General features: G+C 69.1%; 14 protein-coding genes and 1 tRNA gene. 3 read left to right on the plus strand and 12 right to left on the minus strand.

The genetic code is table 11. The annotated features are described in order from the left end of the window. Positions 1-69: 69 nt before the first annotated feature. The 8 genes from LOZ83_RS10405 to LOZ83_RS10440 form a co-directional block, all read right to left on the minus strand. Complete coding sequence (locus tag LOZ83_RS10405; RefSeq protein WP_236790215.1) at positions 70-1,854, minus strand: cation acetate symporter; 1,785 nt, start codon at positions 1,852-1,854, stop codon at positions 70-72. Between the two features lie 19 nt (positions 1,855-1,873). Further along, on the minus strand, positions 1,874-2,377 hold the full coding sequence (locus LOZ83_RS10410; RefSeq protein WP_236790216.1) for a hypothetical protein: 504 nt from the start codon (positions 2,375-2,377) through the stop codon (positions 1,874-1,876). Beyond that, entirely contained in the window at positions 2,374-3,201 is an 828-nt protein-coding gene (locus LOZ83_RS10415) for a LytTR family DNA-binding domain-containing protein (protein WP_236790217.1), read from the minus strand. The genes LOZ83_RS10410 and LOZ83_RS10415 overlap by 4 nt, the downstream gene beginning before the upstream one ends. Positions 3,202-3,249: 48 nt before the next feature. Then, complete coding sequence (locus tag LOZ83_RS10420; protein ID WP_236790218.1) at positions 3,250-4,092, minus strand: S49 family peptidase; 843 nt, start codon at positions 4,090-4,092, stop codon at positions 3,250-3,252. A gap of 65 nt (positions 4,093-4,157) precedes the next feature. Then, positions 4,158-5,432, minus strand: coding sequence for a sensor histidine kinase (locus tag LOZ83_RS10425; protein ID WP_236790754.1), 1,275 nt, complete (start codon positions 5,430-5,432; stop codon positions 4,158-4,160). 165 nt (positions 5,433-5,597) lie between these two features. Continuing rightward, positions 5,598-6,449 carry an Fpg/Nei family DNA glycosylase gene (locus LOZ83_RS10430; protein ID WP_236790219.1) on the minus strand — a complete coding sequence of 284 codons (852 nt, stop codon included), beginning with the start codon at positions 6,447-6,449 and terminating at the stop codon, positions 5,598-5,600. A 3-nt stretch (positions 6,450-6,452) separates the two neighbouring features. Then, on the minus strand, positions 6,453-6,893 hold the full coding sequence (locus LOZ83_RS10435; RefSeq protein ID WP_236790220.1) for a DUF983 domain-containing protein: 441 nt from the start codon (positions 6,891-6,893) through the stop codon (positions 6,453-6,455). A gap of 90 nt (positions 6,894-6,983) precedes the next feature. Continuing rightward, complete coding sequence (locus tag LOZ83_RS10440) at positions 6,984-8,465, minus strand: sigma-70 family RNA polymerase sigma factor (protein ID WP_236790221.1); 1,482 nt, start codon at positions 8,463-8,465, stop codon at positions 6,984-6,986. 186 nt (positions 8,466-8,651) lie between these two features. Between LOZ83_RS10440 and LOZ83_RS10445 the strand changes: the two genes are divergently transcribed. Both LOZ83_RS10445 and LOZ83_RS10450 read left to right on the plus strand, forming a co-directional pair. Then, positions 8,652-8,724, plus strand: a tRNA-Gly gene (locus LOZ83_RS10445). 548 nt (positions 8,725-9,272) lie between these two features. Beyond that, positions 9,273-10,736 carry an alkaline phosphatase family protein gene (locus tag LOZ83_RS10450; RefSeq protein ID WP_236790222.1) on the plus strand — a complete coding sequence of 488 codons (1,464 nt, stop codon included), beginning with the start codon at positions 9,273-9,275 and terminating at the stop codon, positions 10,734-10,736. Positions 10,737-10,767: 31 nt separating this feature from the next. Here the strand turns inward: LOZ83_RS10450 and LOZ83_RS10455 are convergent, their stop codons facing one another. Further along, positions 10,768-13,128 carry an oxidoreductase gene (locus tag LOZ83_RS10455; RefSeq protein WP_236790223.1) on the minus strand — a complete coding sequence of 787 codons (2,361 nt, stop codon included), beginning with the start codon at positions 13,126-13,128 and terminating at the stop codon, positions 10,768-10,770. Between the two features lie 109 nt (positions 13,129-13,237). Between LOZ83_RS10455 and LOZ83_RS10460 the strand changes: the two genes are divergently transcribed. After that, positions 13,238-14,245: a winged helix-turn-helix domain-containing protein gene (locus tag LOZ83_RS10460; protein ID WP_236790224.1), complete on the plus strand. Its 1,008-nt coding sequence runs from the start codon at positions 13,238-13,240 to the stop codon at positions 14,243-14,245. On the opposite strand, the gene LOZ83_RS10465 is transcribed toward LOZ83_RS10460, so the two are convergent. Genes LOZ83_RS10465 through LOZ83_RS10475 form a run of 3 tightly spaced genes read right to left on the minus strand, consistent with a single transcriptional unit; the run spans position 14,229 to position 16,845 of the window. Then, positions 14,229-15,002, minus strand: a complete 774-nt coding sequence (locus LOZ83_RS10465) for an amino acid ABC transporter ATP-binding protein (RefSeq protein ID WP_236790225.1) — start codon at positions 15,000-15,002, stop codon at positions 14,229-14,231. The two genes, LOZ83_RS10460 and LOZ83_RS10465, sit on opposite strands and share 17 nt — an antisense overlap. Next, positions 14,999-15,919 (minus strand): amino acid ABC transporter permease, encoded by a 921-nt coding sequence (locus LOZ83_RS10470; RefSeq protein ID WP_236790227.1) that lies wholly within the window; start codon positions 15,917-15,919, stop codon positions 14,999-15,001. The genes LOZ83_RS10465 and LOZ83_RS10470 overlap by 4 nt, the downstream gene beginning before the upstream one ends. Next, complete coding sequence (locus LOZ83_RS10475) at positions 15,919-16,845, minus strand: ABC transporter substrate-binding protein (protein WP_236790228.1); 927 nt, start codon at positions 16,843-16,845, stop codon at positions 15,919-15,921. The genes LOZ83_RS10470 and LOZ83_RS10475 overlap by 1 nt, the downstream gene beginning before the upstream one ends. Positions 16,846-16,943: the final 98 nt, after the last annotated feature.

The raw sequence follows: 16,943 nt of genomic DNA on the forward strand, positions 1-16,943 counted from the left end.
CAAAGGTCCCCCTAACGCAGAGCAAAGTAACCGCCAGACGGGTGAAAATAACGAACAGGCTCCGGACCGCTACCTGCGGTGCTTGCCGCGGCCCGCGCGATGCCGGCTTTCGACCTGCCCGAACCGGGCGACGGCGCGGTCCCGCATGAAGCCCAGCGGGTCCGGCGCGTGCAGCCGCAGCATCACGGCGTTGACGTCGGCCGGGCGGCCGCCGCGGGTGCCGAGGCTGACCACGATGGTCACCGCGAACGCGATCGGCACCGTGAGCAGCGCGGGCTGGTCGGCCAGCCAGGGCGCCCAGTTGCCGGTGTAGCCGCTGACCGTGTTGAGCACGAGCGCGGTCAGCACGAGGCCGCCGCCGACGACCATGCCGGCCATCGCGCCCGGCCAGGTCAGGCCGCGCCACCAGATGCCGAGCACGAGTACCGGGGCGAACGTCGACGCCGCCAGCGCGAAGGACATCCCGACGCTCAGCGACAGGTCGGTCGAGCGCATCGTCAGCGCGAGCACCAGCGGGATGGCGCCGACGATCACCGTCGCCCAGCGGAAGTCCGGCACCCGGCCCTTGAACAGGTCGGTCGAGATGACGCCCGTGACGCTCACCATGAGCCCCGACGAGGTGGACAGGAACGCGGCGAACGCGCCCGCCATGATCACCGCGGTCAGGATCTCGCCGCCCACCCCGGGCAGCACCGACTGCGGCAACAGCAGCACCGCGGCGTCGGTCTGCCCGGTGACCAGCAGCTGCGGCACGTACATCCGCGACATCGCGCCGAGCAGCGTCGGGAACAGGTAGAACAGGCCGAGCAGCAACAGCACGTGCACCGCGGTGCGGCGGGCGGCCTTGCCGTCGGGGTTGGTGTAGAAGCGGACCAGCACGTGCGGCAGGCCCATCGTGCCGAGGAAGGTCGCGATGAGCAGCGAGTAGGTCTGCAGCAGGTCGGACAACCCGTTGCTGCCCGGCCGCAGCCAGTCGTCGTTGTTCGCGACGGCCTGGGTCACCACCGGCACCGGCGTCCCGGCCTCGAACCGCAGCACGGTGCCCTTCGGCACGTACTCGGTCGCGCTCTTGGCCCAGACCACGGTCCGCTCTTGGGCGTCGCCCGGCCCCCGCACGTGCAGCGGGGTCAGCGTGTTGACCCGCAGGTTCACGTCGGTGTCGATCCGGACCGTGGTGTCCGCGGCGAACTGGGGCGGCGCGGGTGCGCCGAGGGCGCCCGCCGGGCCGGCATGCCCGCCGCTGACGAACACCGCGCACAGCACGAAAGCGGGCACGGCGAGCGCGAACAGCTTGAGCCAGTACTGAAAGGCCTGGACCACCGTGATCGCGCGCATGCCGCCGGCGAGCACGTTGACGGCGACGATCACGGTCACCGCCACCGAGCCGATCCACAGCGGCACCGACGGCAGCACGGTATTCAGCGCGAGCCCGGCGCCCTGTAGCTGCGGTACCAGGTACAGGATGCCGATCACGACCACGAAACCCGTGGCGCAGCGGCGAAGCGCGACGGAACCGAGCCGCGCCTCGATGAAGTCCGGCAGCGTGTACGCGCCCGAACGCCGCAACGGTGCCGCGACGAACAGCATCAGCGCGAGATAGCCCGCGGTGAACCCGATCGGGTACCAGAGGCCGTCGGCCCCCTCCTTGAGCACGATCCCGGCGACGCCGAGGAACGACGCGGCGGAGAGGTACTCGCCGGAGATGGCGGCCGCGTTGCGGCGCGAGCGCACCGTGCGGCGGGCGACCAGGAAGTCGTGCGTGGTGCTGGCAAACCGGGACGAGCGATGACCGAGGTAGAAGGTCATCACGGCGACCAGCACCGTGCCGGTCAGCGCCCACGCGTTCAGCTGCACGGCAAGTAGTGTGGCACTGTCAGTTTTCGATCATGTCAACGAAGTCGCGTTCGTGGCGTTCGGCGAGGCGGTTGTAGACCAGACCCGCGAGCAGGAGCAGCGGAAACGGGAGTACCGCCAGCAGCAGCCAGGCCAGCGGCAGGCCGACCACCCGCAGTCCGGCGAAGTCCGGCGAGAAGTAGAACGCCAGCGGCAGGCCACCGAGCACGACCAGCACCAGCGCGGCGAGCAGGAGCCCGGCCCGCAGCTGGTGTTTGACCAGGTCGTCGATCAGCAGCGTGCCCCAGCTGGTCTGTTCTTCGAGCTCGACCCGGGCGCGCAGGGTGGTCGACCGCGACCGGGGGTCGGCCAGCACGACTCGTTGCCGCTTGGGCGGTTTCGCCGGCGTGTCGGGCTGCGGCGGTTCGACCGGCACCGGCGGCACCCGCTCGACCGTCGCGGGTTCGTGCTCGCCGTAGCTCTTGCCGAGGGTGGGGTCCGGTTCCCGGACCCCACCCACATGGCGGTAGACGTCGTCGTTCATCGGCCGGTCAGGCGGTCTTTCAGCTCACGCGTGTGCCGCCGCGACACCGGCAGGAGCTTCTCGTCGTTGCCGATCACGACCTGGTAGCCGCCCTGGCCCATGCGCAGCTCGGTGATCAGGTTCAGCGCCACCAGGAACGACCGGTGGATGCGCACGAACCCGGCCTTCTCCCACCGTTCTTCCAGCTGTGTCAAGGGAATCCGGACCAGGTGGCTGTTGCCGTCGGTGGTGAACAGCCGCGCGTAGTCGCCCTGCGCCTCGACCCAGCGGACCGTCGAGCGCGGCACCAGTTTCGTGGTGCCGGCCAGTTCGACCGGGATCACCTCGTCGTCGTCCGGTTTCGCCGGGGCGACCGCGCCCGCCGGACCCGCCACCGCCGGCGTGCTGCGCAGCTTGTCCAGCACGCGGTCCACGGCCCGGTCCAGCCGGCTCTGGTTGCACGGTTTCAGCAGGTAGTCCACGGCCCCGAGATCGAACGCGTTCACTGCCTCGGAGGCGTGCCCGGTGACGAACACCAGCACCGGCGACGGGTTGAGCGCGGAGAACACGCGCGCCATCTCCATCCCCGACAGCCCCGGCATCTGCAGGTCCGCGAACACCGCGTCGATCGTCGGGAGGCCGAGTTCCTTGCGCTGCAACAGCTCGTCGTCGTTGGAGGCCAGCAGGCGCAGCGCCTCGGCGGCGTCGACCGCGGCGAAGACCCGGCGGATGTGCGGGTTCGCCTGCAGGCCCTCGACGAGCAGGCTCAGCCCGTGGGGTTCGTCGTCCACGGCGAGGACCACCAGTCGCCGTGTGTCAGTTTGCGCACTCACAGTGGTTCGCATCCTGCCCAGTACACGGGTTGCTGTCCATACCGCGCTTGGGCGAACGCATTACAACCCGTAGCGGCTCCAGATTGCCTTGTGCGAAACGGCTTCCAAGATCGACGCGGCGGGGGCGCCGATGCCGAGCCGCGCGAGCAACGGCTTCTTCGGTTCCGCCATCTTGATCTCCGCGTCGGGGAACCGCTCCGCGACCAGCTCACGGAGGGTGGCGAGGCCGTCGATCAGGCCCAGTTCCTTCGCCTTGGCGCCGAGCCAGACGTCCCCGGTGAACAGGTCCTCGGTCTCGGCCAGCCGGTCACCGCGGCGTTCCTTGACCCAGCTCACGAACAACTCGTGCAGCTGGGCGTGCATCTTCTTCAGCCACTCGACGTCCTCGGGCTTCTCCGGGCTGAACGGGTCGAGCCTCGACTTGTTCGCGCCCGCGGTGTGCAGCCGCCGTTCGATGCCGAACCGCTCCAGCAGCCCGGTGAACCCGAACCCGCCACTGATCACGCCGATCGATCCGACCAGCGAGGTGCGATGCGCGTAGATCTCGTCCGCCGCGCACGCGAGCCAGTACCCGCCCGACGCCGCGACGTCCTCGCAGAACGCGAGCACCGGCACGTCCTTCTTCTTCGCGGCCAGCTGCCGGATCCGCTCCGCGACCAGCCCCGACTGCGTCGGCGCGCCGCCCGGTGAGTTGATCAGCAACGCGACGGCCTTCAGCCGGTCGTGGCCGAACGCCCTGGTCAGCGCCGATTCGACGGCTGCGAGGTTGATCGTGCCGCGCGCGAGCGGCGATGGGGTCGGCGTGATGACGCCGTGCAGCTTGACGACGGCGACCACGTCGGTGCGGTCGACCCGGTCGCCGAGCTTCGGGATCCTGCTCGCTAGCTCCGTGACGGTGGCCATAGGTCCAATGTAGCGGCGCGAAGCGTCTCCGTTGAGGGTGGTGGTGGGCGAGGGGCCGGCGCAGGTTACGGACCTTTTCGCGCATGTGCAGGCGACCCGTTGCGCGACTCCTGCGCCGGCACCGCGGCCGAGTAGTCCGGCAGCTCGGTGCGCACACCGGGGGCGAACTTCGGCACCCGCAGCGTCACCTTCATCCCGGCACCGGGCGCGGTCTCGACCATCAGCGCGTACTCGTCGCCGAACAGCTGCCGCATCCGGGCGTTGATGTTGCCCAGCCCGACGTGCGCACCCGTGCGGTGCGAGTTGCGCAGGTCCGCCAGCCGCGCCGGGTCCATGCCGATTCCGTCGTCCTCGACGCTGATCAGCGCCTCGGTGCCGTAGTCCTGCGCGGTCACGGTGACCATGCCACCGGTCGGCTTGTTCGCGAGCCCGTGCTGGACGGCGTTCTCCACGAGCGGCTGGATGATCAGGAACGGCACCACCACCGACAGCACCTCGGGCGCGATCTTCAGCCGCACCTCGAGCCGGCCGCCGAAGCGGGCGCGCTCAATGGTCAGGTAGCGGTCGATGTTGCGCAGCTCGTCGGCGAGCGAGGTGAACATGCCGGAGGTGCGGAACGAGTACCGGGTGAAGTCGGCGAACTCCTGCAGCAGCTCGCGTGCCTCTTCGGGGTCGGTGCGGATGAGCGAGGAGATCGTGTTGAGCGCGTTGTAGATGAAGTGCGGCGAGATCTGCGCGCGCAGTGCCTTGATCTCGGCCTGCTGCAGCTGCAGCTTCGACTCGTCGAGCCGGGCCAGCTCGAACTGGGTGCAGACGAACTGGGCGACCGCGTCGGCCATCTGCACGAGCCGCTTGCCCTTGGACCGGCCGACCACGATCAGCGCGGCCTCGACGTCGCCTTCGACGATCAGCGGGACGATCACGGCGGTCTTCATCTTGCAGGTGCCGCGGTGGTCGCACGGCACGTCATCGTGGTTGACGACCTCGCGGCGGTGCTTGCGGATCGTCATCCCGACGGACGACGTGAGGTCGACGTAGTGGTCGTTGGCCTCACCGTCCCAGGACACGAGGGTGCCCTCCGGGTCCGTGATGCCGACCGCGACGCACTTGAGCAGTTCCAGCAGCTGCGAGGTGATCCGGTCGGCGGCGACCTGGTCGAAGCCCTCGCGCAGGTCCGGGGCGGCCTTCGACATGTGATAAACGGCCTCGAGCACCGCGTCGTCCACGAAGCTGCTCGGCTTCCTGGACCTGACGACGAGCACGATCAGGGCGATCAGCAGCAGGCCCGCGACGGTCCACGGAATGATCTGCGCGATCGGCAAGTCGGACACGGCGTCAATGCTCTGCGCTCGGTCAGCCGGGTGCAAGGCTTCGGGCCCACTTTCTGTGTAGATACCGACACCCTGGGGTAAGCCGCACCTTACCCAACGCGAGAACTGTGCCGTATCAGCCAACCGAGTGTCGCAATGAGACGGTGAACGGGTGAAATGCCTACCTACGCTGCGCTACTTGAGCAAGCGGGACAGTCGGCGGTCCGCGAGCGGTTTGCCGCCCGTCTGACAGGTCGGGCAGTACTGGAAGGCCTTGTCCGCGAAGGAGATCTCGCGAACGGTGTCACCGCACACCGGGCACGGCAGGCCCGCGCGCGCATGCACCCGTAGCCCGGATCGCTTCTCCCCCTTGAGCCGCGCGGCGGCCTGCCCGACCGAACGCTCGACCGCGCTCGTGAGTACCTCGTGCATCGCGTCGGACAACCTGTCCAGTGCCTCTTCGGGCAGCTTGCCCGGTGTCGCGTACGGCGAAAGTTTGGCGGTGTGCATGATCTCGTCGGAGTAGGCGTTCCCGATCCCGGCGATCAGCGACTGGTCTGTCAGCGCGGTCTTGAGCCGCTCGGTGCGGCCGCCGAACAGCTCACCGAGCTGCTCGCGGGTCAGCCCCAGCGCGTCCGGCCCGAGCCGCGCGACGCTCGGCACGTCCTTCGGGTCGTGCACGATCCACACCGCGAGACCCTTCTTCGTGCCCGCCTCGGTGAGGTCGAACCCGGGCCCGTCGAGGTGAACCCGGAACGCCAAGGGCCCGCGGCCGGGTTTCGGCGGGGTCGGCGAAAGCTGGTCGGACCAGCGCAGCCAGCCCGCGCGCGCCAGGTGGATCACGACGTGGAGACCATCACAGTCCAGGTCGAGGTGCTTGCCGTAGCGGCCGGCGCCGGTCACCGTGCGGCCGTGCAGCTCGGTCCACTGCGGGGTTACGGTCTTGAGCACGCCGAACGACGCCACGTCGACCCGCGTCACCGTCCGGCCGACCGCATGCTCACGCAGGTGGTGTGCGAGCGCCTCGACCTCTGGTAACTCGGGCATCGGTCACTCCATCGGATGCAGGGGCCCGTCGAAGTCCGGCAGGCCGTCGTGCTGGATCGTCCTGGCGACCCTCGCGACCTCGCTGCGCACCCGGAACATCCCGGACACGAGGCCGGACCAGCGCTCCGGCGGGTGTTCACCCAGCGGATCGCCTTCGGTTTCCGCGACCATGCTCCACGGCCGGTTCAGCACCCACCGCAGCGGGAAGAACAGGCCGATCAGCAGCAGGCCCCAGACAACCCAGGGCGGTACGACGACCCCATCGGGTAGCCACGCCACCAGGATAACCGCGAGCACCAGGGTTACCGACAGCATCGCGATGCCCGGGGCCGGGCTGCCGGCCACGTCGTGTTCGAAGTTCTCCACGGTGGCGGGGCGGCGCCACTCCATCTGCGCCCGGACCGTCCAGTCCCGGCCGTCCAGCCCCTGCACCCGCCGGTTCATACTTCGTGGCCTCCTGGACACGCTCCGTCGTTCCCGAGCTCGGTCAACGTTAGCGTGCCTGGACATCGGGACGCGAGATGCGGACCAAGATCAACCGGTGGCGTCACCCTCGCCGGGGCCGAAGAGCCACCACAGGAAGTTGTGATGGGTTTTGCCCGACGTGGCCGAGGTCGTGGAGCTCGTCCCGGTCGTGTGCAGGTCGTCCCGCGGCGTGTCCGATGACGAGTCGCCGTCGGACGTGATTTCGTCCGACCGGTCGTACGTGCTGTTCTTCGTCGCCGGCTTGCCCTTGCCCGGCTTCGCGCCGGTACTGGTCGGGCCGCCGGTCGTCGAGTCGACGCCGGAGAGGTCGTCACGCGGGCTGCCGTTCGACGACGAGGAGGACGACGAGCTGCCCTGCGGCGCGGGCTGATCCTGCCGCGGCTGCGCGACCGGCGCCTGCGCGACAGGCTGGGTCGCCACAGAGGCGCCCGTGGACGGCGACGGGTCGTGCTGCACCTTCACCGGCGGCTGGCCGGGCAGCTGGACGGTCGCCTCACCCGGCGGCCCCGGTTCGGGCGGCGGCGGGCTCAGCAGTTTGGGTTGCGTCGGCGCGATCCGCAGCTCGATCCCGCTCTGCGGCAGGCCGACGACCTGCGTGTGGTCGGCGTCGATCAGCGCCGGGCCGACGGTCACCCCAACGACCCCGGCCGCGGCGGTGGACACCAGCGCGATGCCGATCTTGAGTTTCGTGAGCACCAGGCCCTTGATCGTGGCCACCGCCCCGCTGCCCGACGCCGCGACGGCAGCGGTCGAGGGCACCAGCATCGCCAGCACCCCGGCGTGCGCGCGCAGCGACGAGCAGACGTCCCGAAGCTCGGCGTGCATCGAGCGGCAGGAGGCGCAGCCGAGCAGATGGGTGCGGATCCGGGTCGCCTCGGACCCGGTCACACTGCCCGCGGTGTACCCGCCCAGCTTCTCGATCACCCCCCGGCAACTCACGTCGGAGGTGCGGTTCATGGCAAGGTGCGCCTGCAGGTAGGCCGCGCGCAACCCTTGCCGGGCACGGCGGGCCAAGGCGGCCGTCGCGTTCGCACTCAGCCCGAAATGCGGCGCCACGACGGCCGGTTGCTCGCCCTCGACCTCGGTCTGCCACAGGACGGTGCGCCAGCGCTCGGGCAAACTCGTGAAGGCCGTCGCGATCAACGTGTGCTCGGCCGTGCGGGCATGCGCATCCGCCCCGGCACCCGCACGATGCGTCAACTCGTCATCGGTGACCGGCACGTCGCGGCGCGCCCCATGCCACTCCCACGAAACCCGGCGGGCGACGGTGAGCAGATACGCGCGGATATGGTCGCGAGGACCCGAGCCGCGGCGCAGGGCCTGCAGCACCCGGAAGAACGTTTCGGCGGTGATGTCCTCCGCCTCCGAGGCGTCACTCGCGATCCCGCGGGCGAGCCGCCGCACAGCACCCGAGTGCAGCTCGAAAAGCTCACTGAACGCCTGGTCCTCCCCGGTCCGGAGACGACGCAGAAGTGCCTGCTCATCGGCCGATACCGTGCGTTGCTCCGGTACCGTCGCTTCTTCCGTCATCCGGCCAGGCACCTCCTCCCCGGGCAGGGCTGACCCCCGTTCGGTTGAATGGGGACACCATACGGAGCGAAACGCTTGCCGTCACCCCTTGTACTCCCGGAGTGACAGAGTTACCTCCAACCGGGTGCCTGCAACACCCCCAGCCCGCACGGTATAAAGTAAGCAACGCCCCGGTGAACGGGGTATGCGGACGTAGCGCAGCTGGTAGCGCATCACCTTGCCAAGGTGAGGGTCGCGGGTTCGAATCCCGTCGTCCGCTCGTAACGGGGTGGAGTGTGCTCGTGGAAAGCACGAGCCGGATGTTTCTCGCCATCGCCCTTGGGGGTCGAACCCCCAAACCCCCGCCAGGGAGGGCTTCGCCCCCCTGGACCCCCCAAAAGCCCGTGGTTGCGTTGGGTTTTTTGGCTGCGGTCCGGTGGCCGGGTTGGCATGTTTGTCCGACGGTATCCACTCCGGAGCCTGCATCCCGATCCTCAGCGCCCCTAGCGGTCGCCGCGCCGGGTCAAGGCATCTTTCCCGCCTTGACGCGGTGTGGCGACCGTTAGACCCTCGCGCGATCGGGATGGTGGCGAAACGCAACCACCAGCGCCCTAACCGCGCAGCACGCACGGCGACCGGCACCGCACGAAACCCGTAAAACATCATCACCCCGAACAAAACCCGCAAAACATCACTCCTCCCTTTGGCGGAACTCCCCTCCTGTTTGCACCTTTCCGATTCCGTTGTCATTTCGTGTTTCTCTTACGTTCGGCGGCGAACGCGAAAGTGACTCACGCTCACACCACCCCACCACCACGGAGGCTGGAAATGGCTGAGGTCACTCGTCGGCGGCTGCTCGGGTCAGCAGCGGCCGGTGCCGCGACGGCTGCGGCGGCGACGTTGTTGCCGCCCAACGTGCAGAAGGCCCTCGCGCAGGAAGCACCCCGCCACGGGTCGCTGCGCGATATCGAACACGTGGTGCTGCTGATGCAGGAAAACCGGTCGTTCGACCACTACTACGGGACGATGTCCGGGGTTCGTGGCTTCAACGACCCCAACGCGGTGCGGCTGCCGGGCGGTAAGTCCGTCTTCTACCAGCCCGACCCCCAGAACCCCGCGGGCTACGCGCTGCCGTTCCACCTCGACACGCACGCCACCAACGCGCAGAAGATCCCGTCCACCTCGCACGCGTGGCAGGTCCAGCACGACTCCCTCAACTACGGGAAGATGGACAACTGGCTGCCGGCGCACCGGGCCGCCGACGGCAAGAACGGCCCGTACGTGATGGGCTACCACACCCGCGCCGACCTGCCGTTCCAGTTCGCGCTCGCCGAGTCGTTCACCGTCTGCGACGCCTACTTCTGCTCGGTGCTCGGCCCCACCTGGCCCAACCGCATGATGTGGATGACGGGCACCCTCGACCCGAACGGCGAGAACGGCGGCCCCATCCTGCAGAACACCGCGCCCGCCGGCGGCTACACCTGGAAGACCTACGCCGAGCGCCTCACCGAGGCCGGGGTGAGCTGGAAGGTCTACGAGCAGGACGACACCTACGGCTGCAACATGCTCGAGAACTTCGCGGCCTTCAAGAACGCGGACCCCAGCTCGGAGCTGTACGTCAACGGGCTCACCCACCGCCCCGAGGGCCAGTTCGAGTACGACGCCCGCAACGACAAGCTGCCGGCCGTGTCCTGGATCATCACCACCAGCACCCAGTCGGAGCACCCGAACTACACGCCCTCCGACGGCGCCGCGTACGTCGCCAGCAAGATCGACGCCATCGCCTCGAACCCCGAGGTGTGGGCCAAGACGGTGTTCATCCTCAGCTACGACGAGAACGACGGCCTGTTCGACCACGTCGTCCCGCCGATCCCGCCCGCGGGCACGCCCGGCGAGTTCGTCAACGGCACCTCCCCCGGCGGCACCAAGGGCAACGGCCTGTGGGTCGGCGGCGGCTTCCGCGTGCCGTGCGTGATCGTCTCGCCGTGGACCGCCGGCGGCTGGGTGGCCACCCAGAACTTCGACCACACCTCGCAGCTGCGGTTCCTGGAGAAGGTCACCGGGGTCAAGGAGACCAACATCTCCGATTGGCGCCGCACCACCTTCGGCGACCTGACCTCGGCGTTCCGGTTCGACGAGGGCAAGGCCAAGCCGCCGGTGCTGCCGGACACCGCCGGCCCGCTCACGCTTTCGCGCTACGAAGCGTCGCAGCTGCCGGCGCCGGTCGTGCCGCCGGCCAACCCGAAGCCGCCGACGCAGGAGCCGGGTCACCGCCCGCACCTGCCCCGCTGAGAAAGCGCTTTCAGAAAGTAGCGAGAAAGCGCTATCTGCCGTTGCCGCCAGGGGTGTCGCGCCGGATCATCCGGCCGGCACCCGCGGCGACGGTGGTCGCGAGCACCCAGCCCATCGCGATGAACCCGTCGCTCACCCATTTGTCCAGACCATGCATGTACCAGCGGCCCTTGTTGCCGAAGTCGACGATCGGCACCAGCAGATCCGCCGTGTACAGCACCGGATTCCATTCCAGACCGCTGTCCTGCGAGTTGACCGCGCACCGCGGGCCGAGCGCCAGCAACGCGTTCGCGCCGGACCGGATGTCGTGCACGCACGAATCGCTGCCCAGCCAGAAGTACAGGCTGCCGGCGAACAGGAGCCCGATCAGCCAGCCCAGCGCCCGCACCGGCCGGTAGCCGTAGCCGACCATCGAGCGTTGCAGCCAGCTCCACAGTCGCACGCCCGGCCCGAACAGGTTGTAGCCCTGGGCGAGCGCGTCGTACCGATACTGCTGCTTGCGGAACAGCACCGTGTCCGCGTGCTCCTCGTTGCCGCTCGCGCGCAGCATCGCGGCGAGCTGGTCGTACGGCCCGGGCCGGTAGCCGGCCATCGCGGACCGCAGTTGCTGGATCCGGATGTCGACGGCCCGGTCGTTCTTCATCTCGATGGGCCGGCGCAGCACGTCGTACCGGAAGTCCTCGAGCTCGATCCCGCCCTCGGTCGCCCAGAACTCGTCGTTGTCGTCGAGCGTGCGGCAGTGCGCGTGCCGCAGCAGGATCCGCCCCTGTGGCGGCACCCCGGGATTGAGCAGCAGCTCGTCGGCCTCCAGGTCGCTGGCGTCGAGCGCGATGTCGTGTCCCGCGACGGAAGTCAGGTGCGCGCCGGTGAGGTCGATCCGGCGGGCGGCGCTCGCACCGTCCATGTTGACCCCGCCGGCGGCGCGGAAGTCCCGGTCCCGTGACCTGGTGAGACTGATGTTGCGGCCGGCCCGGACCGTGCGCAGGTCCACCGAGAAGCTCGTCTGCTCGCGCACGGTCGGCGCCGTCGCGTCCATGCCGTACAGCTCGAAGCTGCCGCCGACCTCGGTGCCCTGCAGCCGCACGGTGCCTTCCAGCGTCGAGTCGTTCAGCAGCAGGTTGCCGCCGACCTTCATCCGGCGGGCCGCGAACACGTCGCGGCCGCCGTGGTGCAGTTGCATCCGTGCGGCCAGCACGTTCCCGCCGACCCGCACGTCCGCCAGCCGCAGCTGGCCGGTCGGCACCTGCAGGCCGGTCAGCTCGAAATCGCCGTCGATCTCACTGCCGTCCAGGTGCAGCGCGCGGTCGTAGTACGGCTCGATCTTGCCCCGGGTGACCTTGATCCGGGCCCGCGCGAGCCGCAGGGTGCCACCGATCCGCGCGTTGATCATGCGCAGCGTGCCCAGCGCCGACAGCCCGTCGGACAGCTCGACATTGCCCTCGACCCGCATCCGGTCGGCGACCAGCGACGGCCACGGGTCGACGTAGGGATCGCTGGAATCCCAGGCCTCCACGGCGATCGCGCCGCGCTGCGGGCTCGCCAGATCGGCGCCGCGGAAGACGATGTCGCCATCGACGCGGGCGCTCGGCAGATGCAGCACGCCGCGCGCCGTGAACGGCTGTCGTTTTTCGGACCCGCCGTAGTTGTCCACCTCGCACAGCAGGCTGCCGCCGATGTGCACGCCGTTCGCGTCGAGCGCGAACCCGTTCGGATGGTGCAGGGTGGCGCCCGAGAAGTTGACGTTACCGCCGGTCCGCATGCCGGGTACGCGTACCTGACCATCGGCCTTGAGCCGGTAGGCCAGCAGCGCGCCGCTGATCTGGAGCCGGTCGGCCTGCAGCGCGCGGCCGAACGACGTCGCGATGCGGGTGCGGGTCAGCACGAGCGAGCCCTCGATCACCGCGTCGGTCATGTTGATCGCGGCGTCCGGCACGCCGCGCTCGTGCGTGTCTCCGCGCTGCACGGCGGTTTCCCCGTCGTCCGCGCCACCCGGGAACGGCTGCACGACGCTGCGGATCAGCCGGACATCGTTGCGGCTGCGCAGGTTCCGCGCCTTGAGCCCGGGCAGCCAGCAGCGCCGGAACACCAGGCCGAGCAGCTTCGCCTCGCGCACGTCCGGCGCATGCTCGAACCGGCAGTTCTCGAATCGGAAAAGGCAGTCCAGATCCGCGCCGCGCAGGTCCAGCCGGCCCGTCACATAGACATTTTCCACCGGCACGATCGGTGCGTTGCTGCTTTGCTTGCGCCACCGCAGAAGCCCGCCGCTGCCTGGTTCCAGCAGCGGCCGCAGCAGCTCAGCGGCCGAAACGTGGTACCGCGCGTCCGGCACTCCGTCGAACGGGTTGAGCGGCGGCAGCTCACGTTCCACCGGTCCGGCCTGGCCGCTCGCCATTCGTGTGCTCCCCTTTCCGGAAATACTTCGATCAAACCTTAGTCGCCCGCGTTACTCCGGTAGGGCAGTTTCGCTGAGACCACTGCTATTCGCGGCTATCGTCGAAGAAATGGAGGCCCTCGCGGAGTTGAGGGAGGTCACCGACACGGTGACCTATGGCGAGCTGGCTGCCCTGCGGCGCCGGTTGTGGGCCGACGAAGCGGGCGCGTACCGCTGGTTCGGCCAATACCTGCCCGCGCCCGAACAGCGCGGGGTGATCGAAACCGACTTCGCCGACCGGGTCCACGCCGCGCTCGCCCGAGGTGGTGCGCTCGGCGAATGGGCCGAACGGCTGCGGGCGGAAATCACGCCGGTGCTTCCGTTGGCGCGACTGCTCAACCGCCATCCGTCGCTCGATTTTCCGGTGATAGCCCCGAATGTCGCCGCCTGGCGGGTGCTCGCCCGGTTCGGCGGGGTGTTCGAGGTCAATCACGGCTGGGCGGCGGTGCCGGACCTGGCCACCGCGGTCGCCAGGACGAAGGAGATCGTGGCCGAGCTCGGCGACGCGCTGCGCGCGGAAAGCCCGGCGGAAGCATTCGCGGCCCGCGGTTTCGCGCTCACCGACGACGAGCTGGTGGCGTGGCTCGCGCAGTGCGGCTACCGCGTGTCGCCGTCCGAGCTGCGCCAGCCGCGGCGCGCCCTGCACCGGATCGTCGAGCGCATCTCGCCGGGCACGCGCACCGCCCGCGGTCCGACCGCGACGGACACCGCGGCCGAACTGCTGACCCAGGCCGGGGTGCCGCTGCACCTCGACGACCTGCTGCAACGGATGGGCCGTCGCTACAGCCGCGGCCCGCTGTACAACCGCCTCAACGCCGACAGCCGCTTCGCCCGGGTCGCGCCGAGCACGTTCGCGCTGGAGTCCTGGCATCTCAAGCCGTACGCCGGGCCCAGCGGGTCGAGCACGGACAACGCTGTCCAGCTCATCGAACGCGCGGGCCGGCCCCTGCATCTGGACGAGATCCGGGCTGAGCTGAGCAGGCCCATCACGCGCGAAGGGCTGCGCAACGCCCTCAACGCCACGCACCGGCTGGTGCGCGTCGCGCCGTCGACGTACGACGTCAGGCGTTCGGATTGAGCACGCGCGCCAGGAAGCTGCGCGTCCGCTCGTGCCGCGGCTCGACGATGACCTGATCCGGCGGGCCTTCCTCGACCACGACGCCGCCGTCCATGAACATCACCTTGTCCGCCACCTCGCGCGCGAACTGCATCTCGTGCGTCACGACGATCATGGTCATGCCGTCCGCCGCGAGCTGCCGCATCACGCCGAGCACGTCGCCGACGAGTTCCGGGTCCAGCGCCGATGTCGGCTCGTCGAACAGCATCAGCTTCGGTTGCATCGCGAGCGCCCGCGCGATCGCGACCCGCTGTTGCTGCCCGCCGGACAGCTGGGCCGGATAGGAATTTTCCTTGTCCGCCAAGCCGACCCGGTCGAGCAGCTCCCGGCCGCGTTCGCGCGCCTGCGTCTTGTTCTCGCCGCGGACCTGCACCGGCGCCTCGATGACGTTCTCCAGCGCGGTCTTGTGCGGGAACAGGTTGAACCGCTGGAACACCATGCCGATGTCCTTGCGCTGCGCGGCGATCTCCTTCTCCCGCAGCTCGTACAACCGGTCCCCGCGCTGGCGGTAGCCGACGAGATGGCCGTTGACGTAGAGCCGCCCGGCGTTGATCTTCTCGAGGTGGTTGATACACCGCAGCAGGGTCGACTTGCCCGAACCGGACGGTCCGATCAGGCAGGCGACCTCGCGCTCGGCGACCTCGAAGTCGATGCCCTTGAGCACTTCCAGCCGGCCGAACCGCTTGTGGATGCCCTGGGCCTGCACGATCAGGCTCATCGCGCGACCCCTCCGCCGAAGCCGAACATCCGCGAAGCCCAGCCCTTCTCCGGTGTGGCCCGGGACGTGCCGCGGGCGAAGTACTTCTCGATCTGCATCTGGATCAGCGTCAGCACCGACGTCATCAGCAGGTACCACAGTGCCGCGACGATCAGCAGTGGCGCGATCTTGTAGTTCTGCGCGTAGATCTGCTGCGCCGAGAGCATCAGTTCGGAGTACCCGATGACGACCACCAGCGACGTGGTCTTGAGCATCGCGATGGTCTCGTTGCCGGTCGGCGGGATGATCACGCGCATGGCCTGCGGCAGGATGATCCGCCACAGCGTCCGGCCACGCGACATGCCGAGCGCGCTCGCGGCCTCCAGTTGACCGGCGTCGACGGACAGCAGGCCACCGCGGACGATCTCGGCCATGTAGGCCGCTTCGTTCAGGCCGAGCCCCAGCAGCGCCGCCGCGAACGGGGTGATCAGCGAGTTCGTGTTGGCCCCGATGAACTCGGGCCCGAACGGGATGCCGAGACCCACCCGCGGGTAGAACAGCGCGAGGTAGTTCCAGAACACCAGCTGCGTGATCAGCGGGGTGCCGCGGAACAGCCAGATGTAGATCCCGGCGGCGCCCGAGGTGAGCGGGTTGGGCGACATCCGCATCACCGCGAGCAGGATGCCGCCGACCACCCCGATCACCATCGAGATCGCGGTGAGCTTGAGGGTGCTCACCAGCCCGTTCAGGATGCGGTCGTTGAACAGGTAGTTCCCGACCACGTCCCACTGCATGTTGGGGTTCGTGGCGATGCTGCGGATCGCGATGAACGCCACGAACAGGATGATCACGCCGGCGACCCACCGGCCGTAGTGCCGCACCGGCACCGCCCGGATGTCCTCCGGATTGGTGCCGGTGCGTTCGTTCTGGTCGGTCATCAGCTGACGGCCGGGTTCAGTTCCGACTTCTGGATGGCGCCCGCGGTGGACAGGTTCCACTTCGCCATGATCTTGGCGTAGGTGCCGTCGGTGATCAGCGCCTGCACGGCGCCCTGGATCGCCTGCGGGAACTGGCCGGAGCCCTTCTTGAGCGCGATGCCGTACGGGGCTGTGTCATACGGCTGGCCGACGACCTCGACCGCGCCGTCGGTCTGCTTCACCGCGTAGTCGACGACCGGCGAGTCGGCCAGCATCGCGTCGCTGCGCTTGGTGGTCAGCTGCAGGTTGACGTCGGTCTGCGCCTGGAACTGCTGGATGTTGATCGCGGGCTTGCCCGCCTTGGTGCAGTCGTCGGAGCGCTTGGTCGCGTCGTCCACCTGCACGGTGCCCTTCTGCACGGCGAGGTTCTTGCCGCACAGGGTGTCCGGGGTCAGGTTGCCGGGGTTGCCCTTGAGCACGCCCAGCGAGGTGCCGGCGGAGTAGTAGGTGACCATGTCGACGGTCTGCTCGCGCTCCGAGTTGACGGTGAACGACGACATCGCCAGCTCGTACTTGCTCGCGGCGAGGCCGGCGAGGATGCCGCTGAAGTCGGCGTTCTGGTACTCCATGGTCAGGCCGAGCTTCTGCCCGATGGCGTTGCCGAGGTCGACGTCGAAGCCGACCACCTTGCCGCTCTCGTCGAGGAACTCGTTGGGCGGATAGGTCTGGTCCTGTCCGACAACTATCTTGCCGTCGGCGGCGATGTCGGCAGGAACCATCGCCGCCAGTGCGGCGTCCTTGGTCGCGGCGGGGATCTCCTGCGCCGCGGGGGCGCCGCCGCTGGGCTGCGTGCCATCGTTGCCGCCCGATCCGCAGCCGATGGTCAGCCCCGCCAACGCGAAGGCCGGCAGCAGGGCAAGTGCCTTGATGTGTGTTGCACGCGCCACGTTCGTCACTCCTAGTAGGTCATACCGTGCGAGTGCACGCATCCTGCCATCCGTCTGCACCCATTCGCAGCATCAGGGAGGTCACGGCGTGATGTCAT

Source organism: Amycolatopsis sp. GM8, from assembly GCF_021653975.1.
Lineage (GTDB): Bacteria > Actinomycetota > Actinomycetes > Mycobacteriales > Pseudonocardiaceae > Amycolatopsis_E.

Excerpts from the sequence above, each read along its gene's own strand:
- LOZ83_RS10465 (WP_236790225.1), bottom strand. The coding sequence starts at position 15,002 with ATGAGCCTGATCGTGCAGGCCCAGGGCATCCACAAGCGGTTCGGCCGG.
- LOZ83_RS10470 (WP_236790227.1), bottom strand. The coding sequence starts at position 15,919 with ATGACCGACCAGAACGAACGCACCGGCACCAATCCGGAGGACATCCGG.
- LOZ83_RS10460 (WP_236790224.1), top strand. The coding sequence starts at position 13,238 with ATGGAGGCCCTCGCGGAGTTGAGGGAGGTCACCGACACGGTGACCTAT.
- LOZ83_RS10435 (WP_236790220.1), bottom strand. The coding sequence starts at position 6,893 with ATGAACCGGCGGGTGCAGGGGCTGGACGGCCGGGACTGGACGGTCCGG.
- LOZ83_RS10455 (WP_236790223.1), bottom strand. The coding sequence starts at position 13,128 with ATGGCGAGCGGCCAGGCCGGACCGGTGGAACGTGAGCTGCCGCCGCTC.
- LOZ83_RS10430 (WP_236790219.1), bottom strand. The coding sequence starts at position 6,449 with ATGCCCGAGTTACCAGAGGTCGAGGCGCTCGCACACCACCTGCGTGAG.
- LOZ83_RS10450 (WP_236790222.1), top strand. The coding sequence starts at position 9,273 with ATGGCTGAGGTCACTCGTCGGCGGCTGCTCGGGTCAGCAGCGGCCGGT.
- LOZ83_RS10415 (WP_236790217.1), bottom strand. The coding sequence starts at position 3,201 with ATGCGAACCACTGTGAGTGCGCAAACTGACACACGGCGACTGGTGGTC.
- LOZ83_RS10420 (WP_236790218.1), bottom strand. The coding sequence starts at position 4,092 with ATGGCCACCGTCACGGAGCTAGCGAGCAGGATCCCGAAGCTCGGCGAC.
- LOZ83_RS10410 (WP_236790216.1), bottom strand. The coding sequence starts at position 2,377 with ATGAACGACGACGTCTACCGCCATGTGGGTGGGGTCCGGGAACCGGAC.
- LOZ83_RS10440 (WP_236790221.1), bottom strand. The coding sequence starts at position 8,465 with ATGACGGAAGAAGCGACGGTACCGGAGCAACGCACGGTATCGGCCGAT.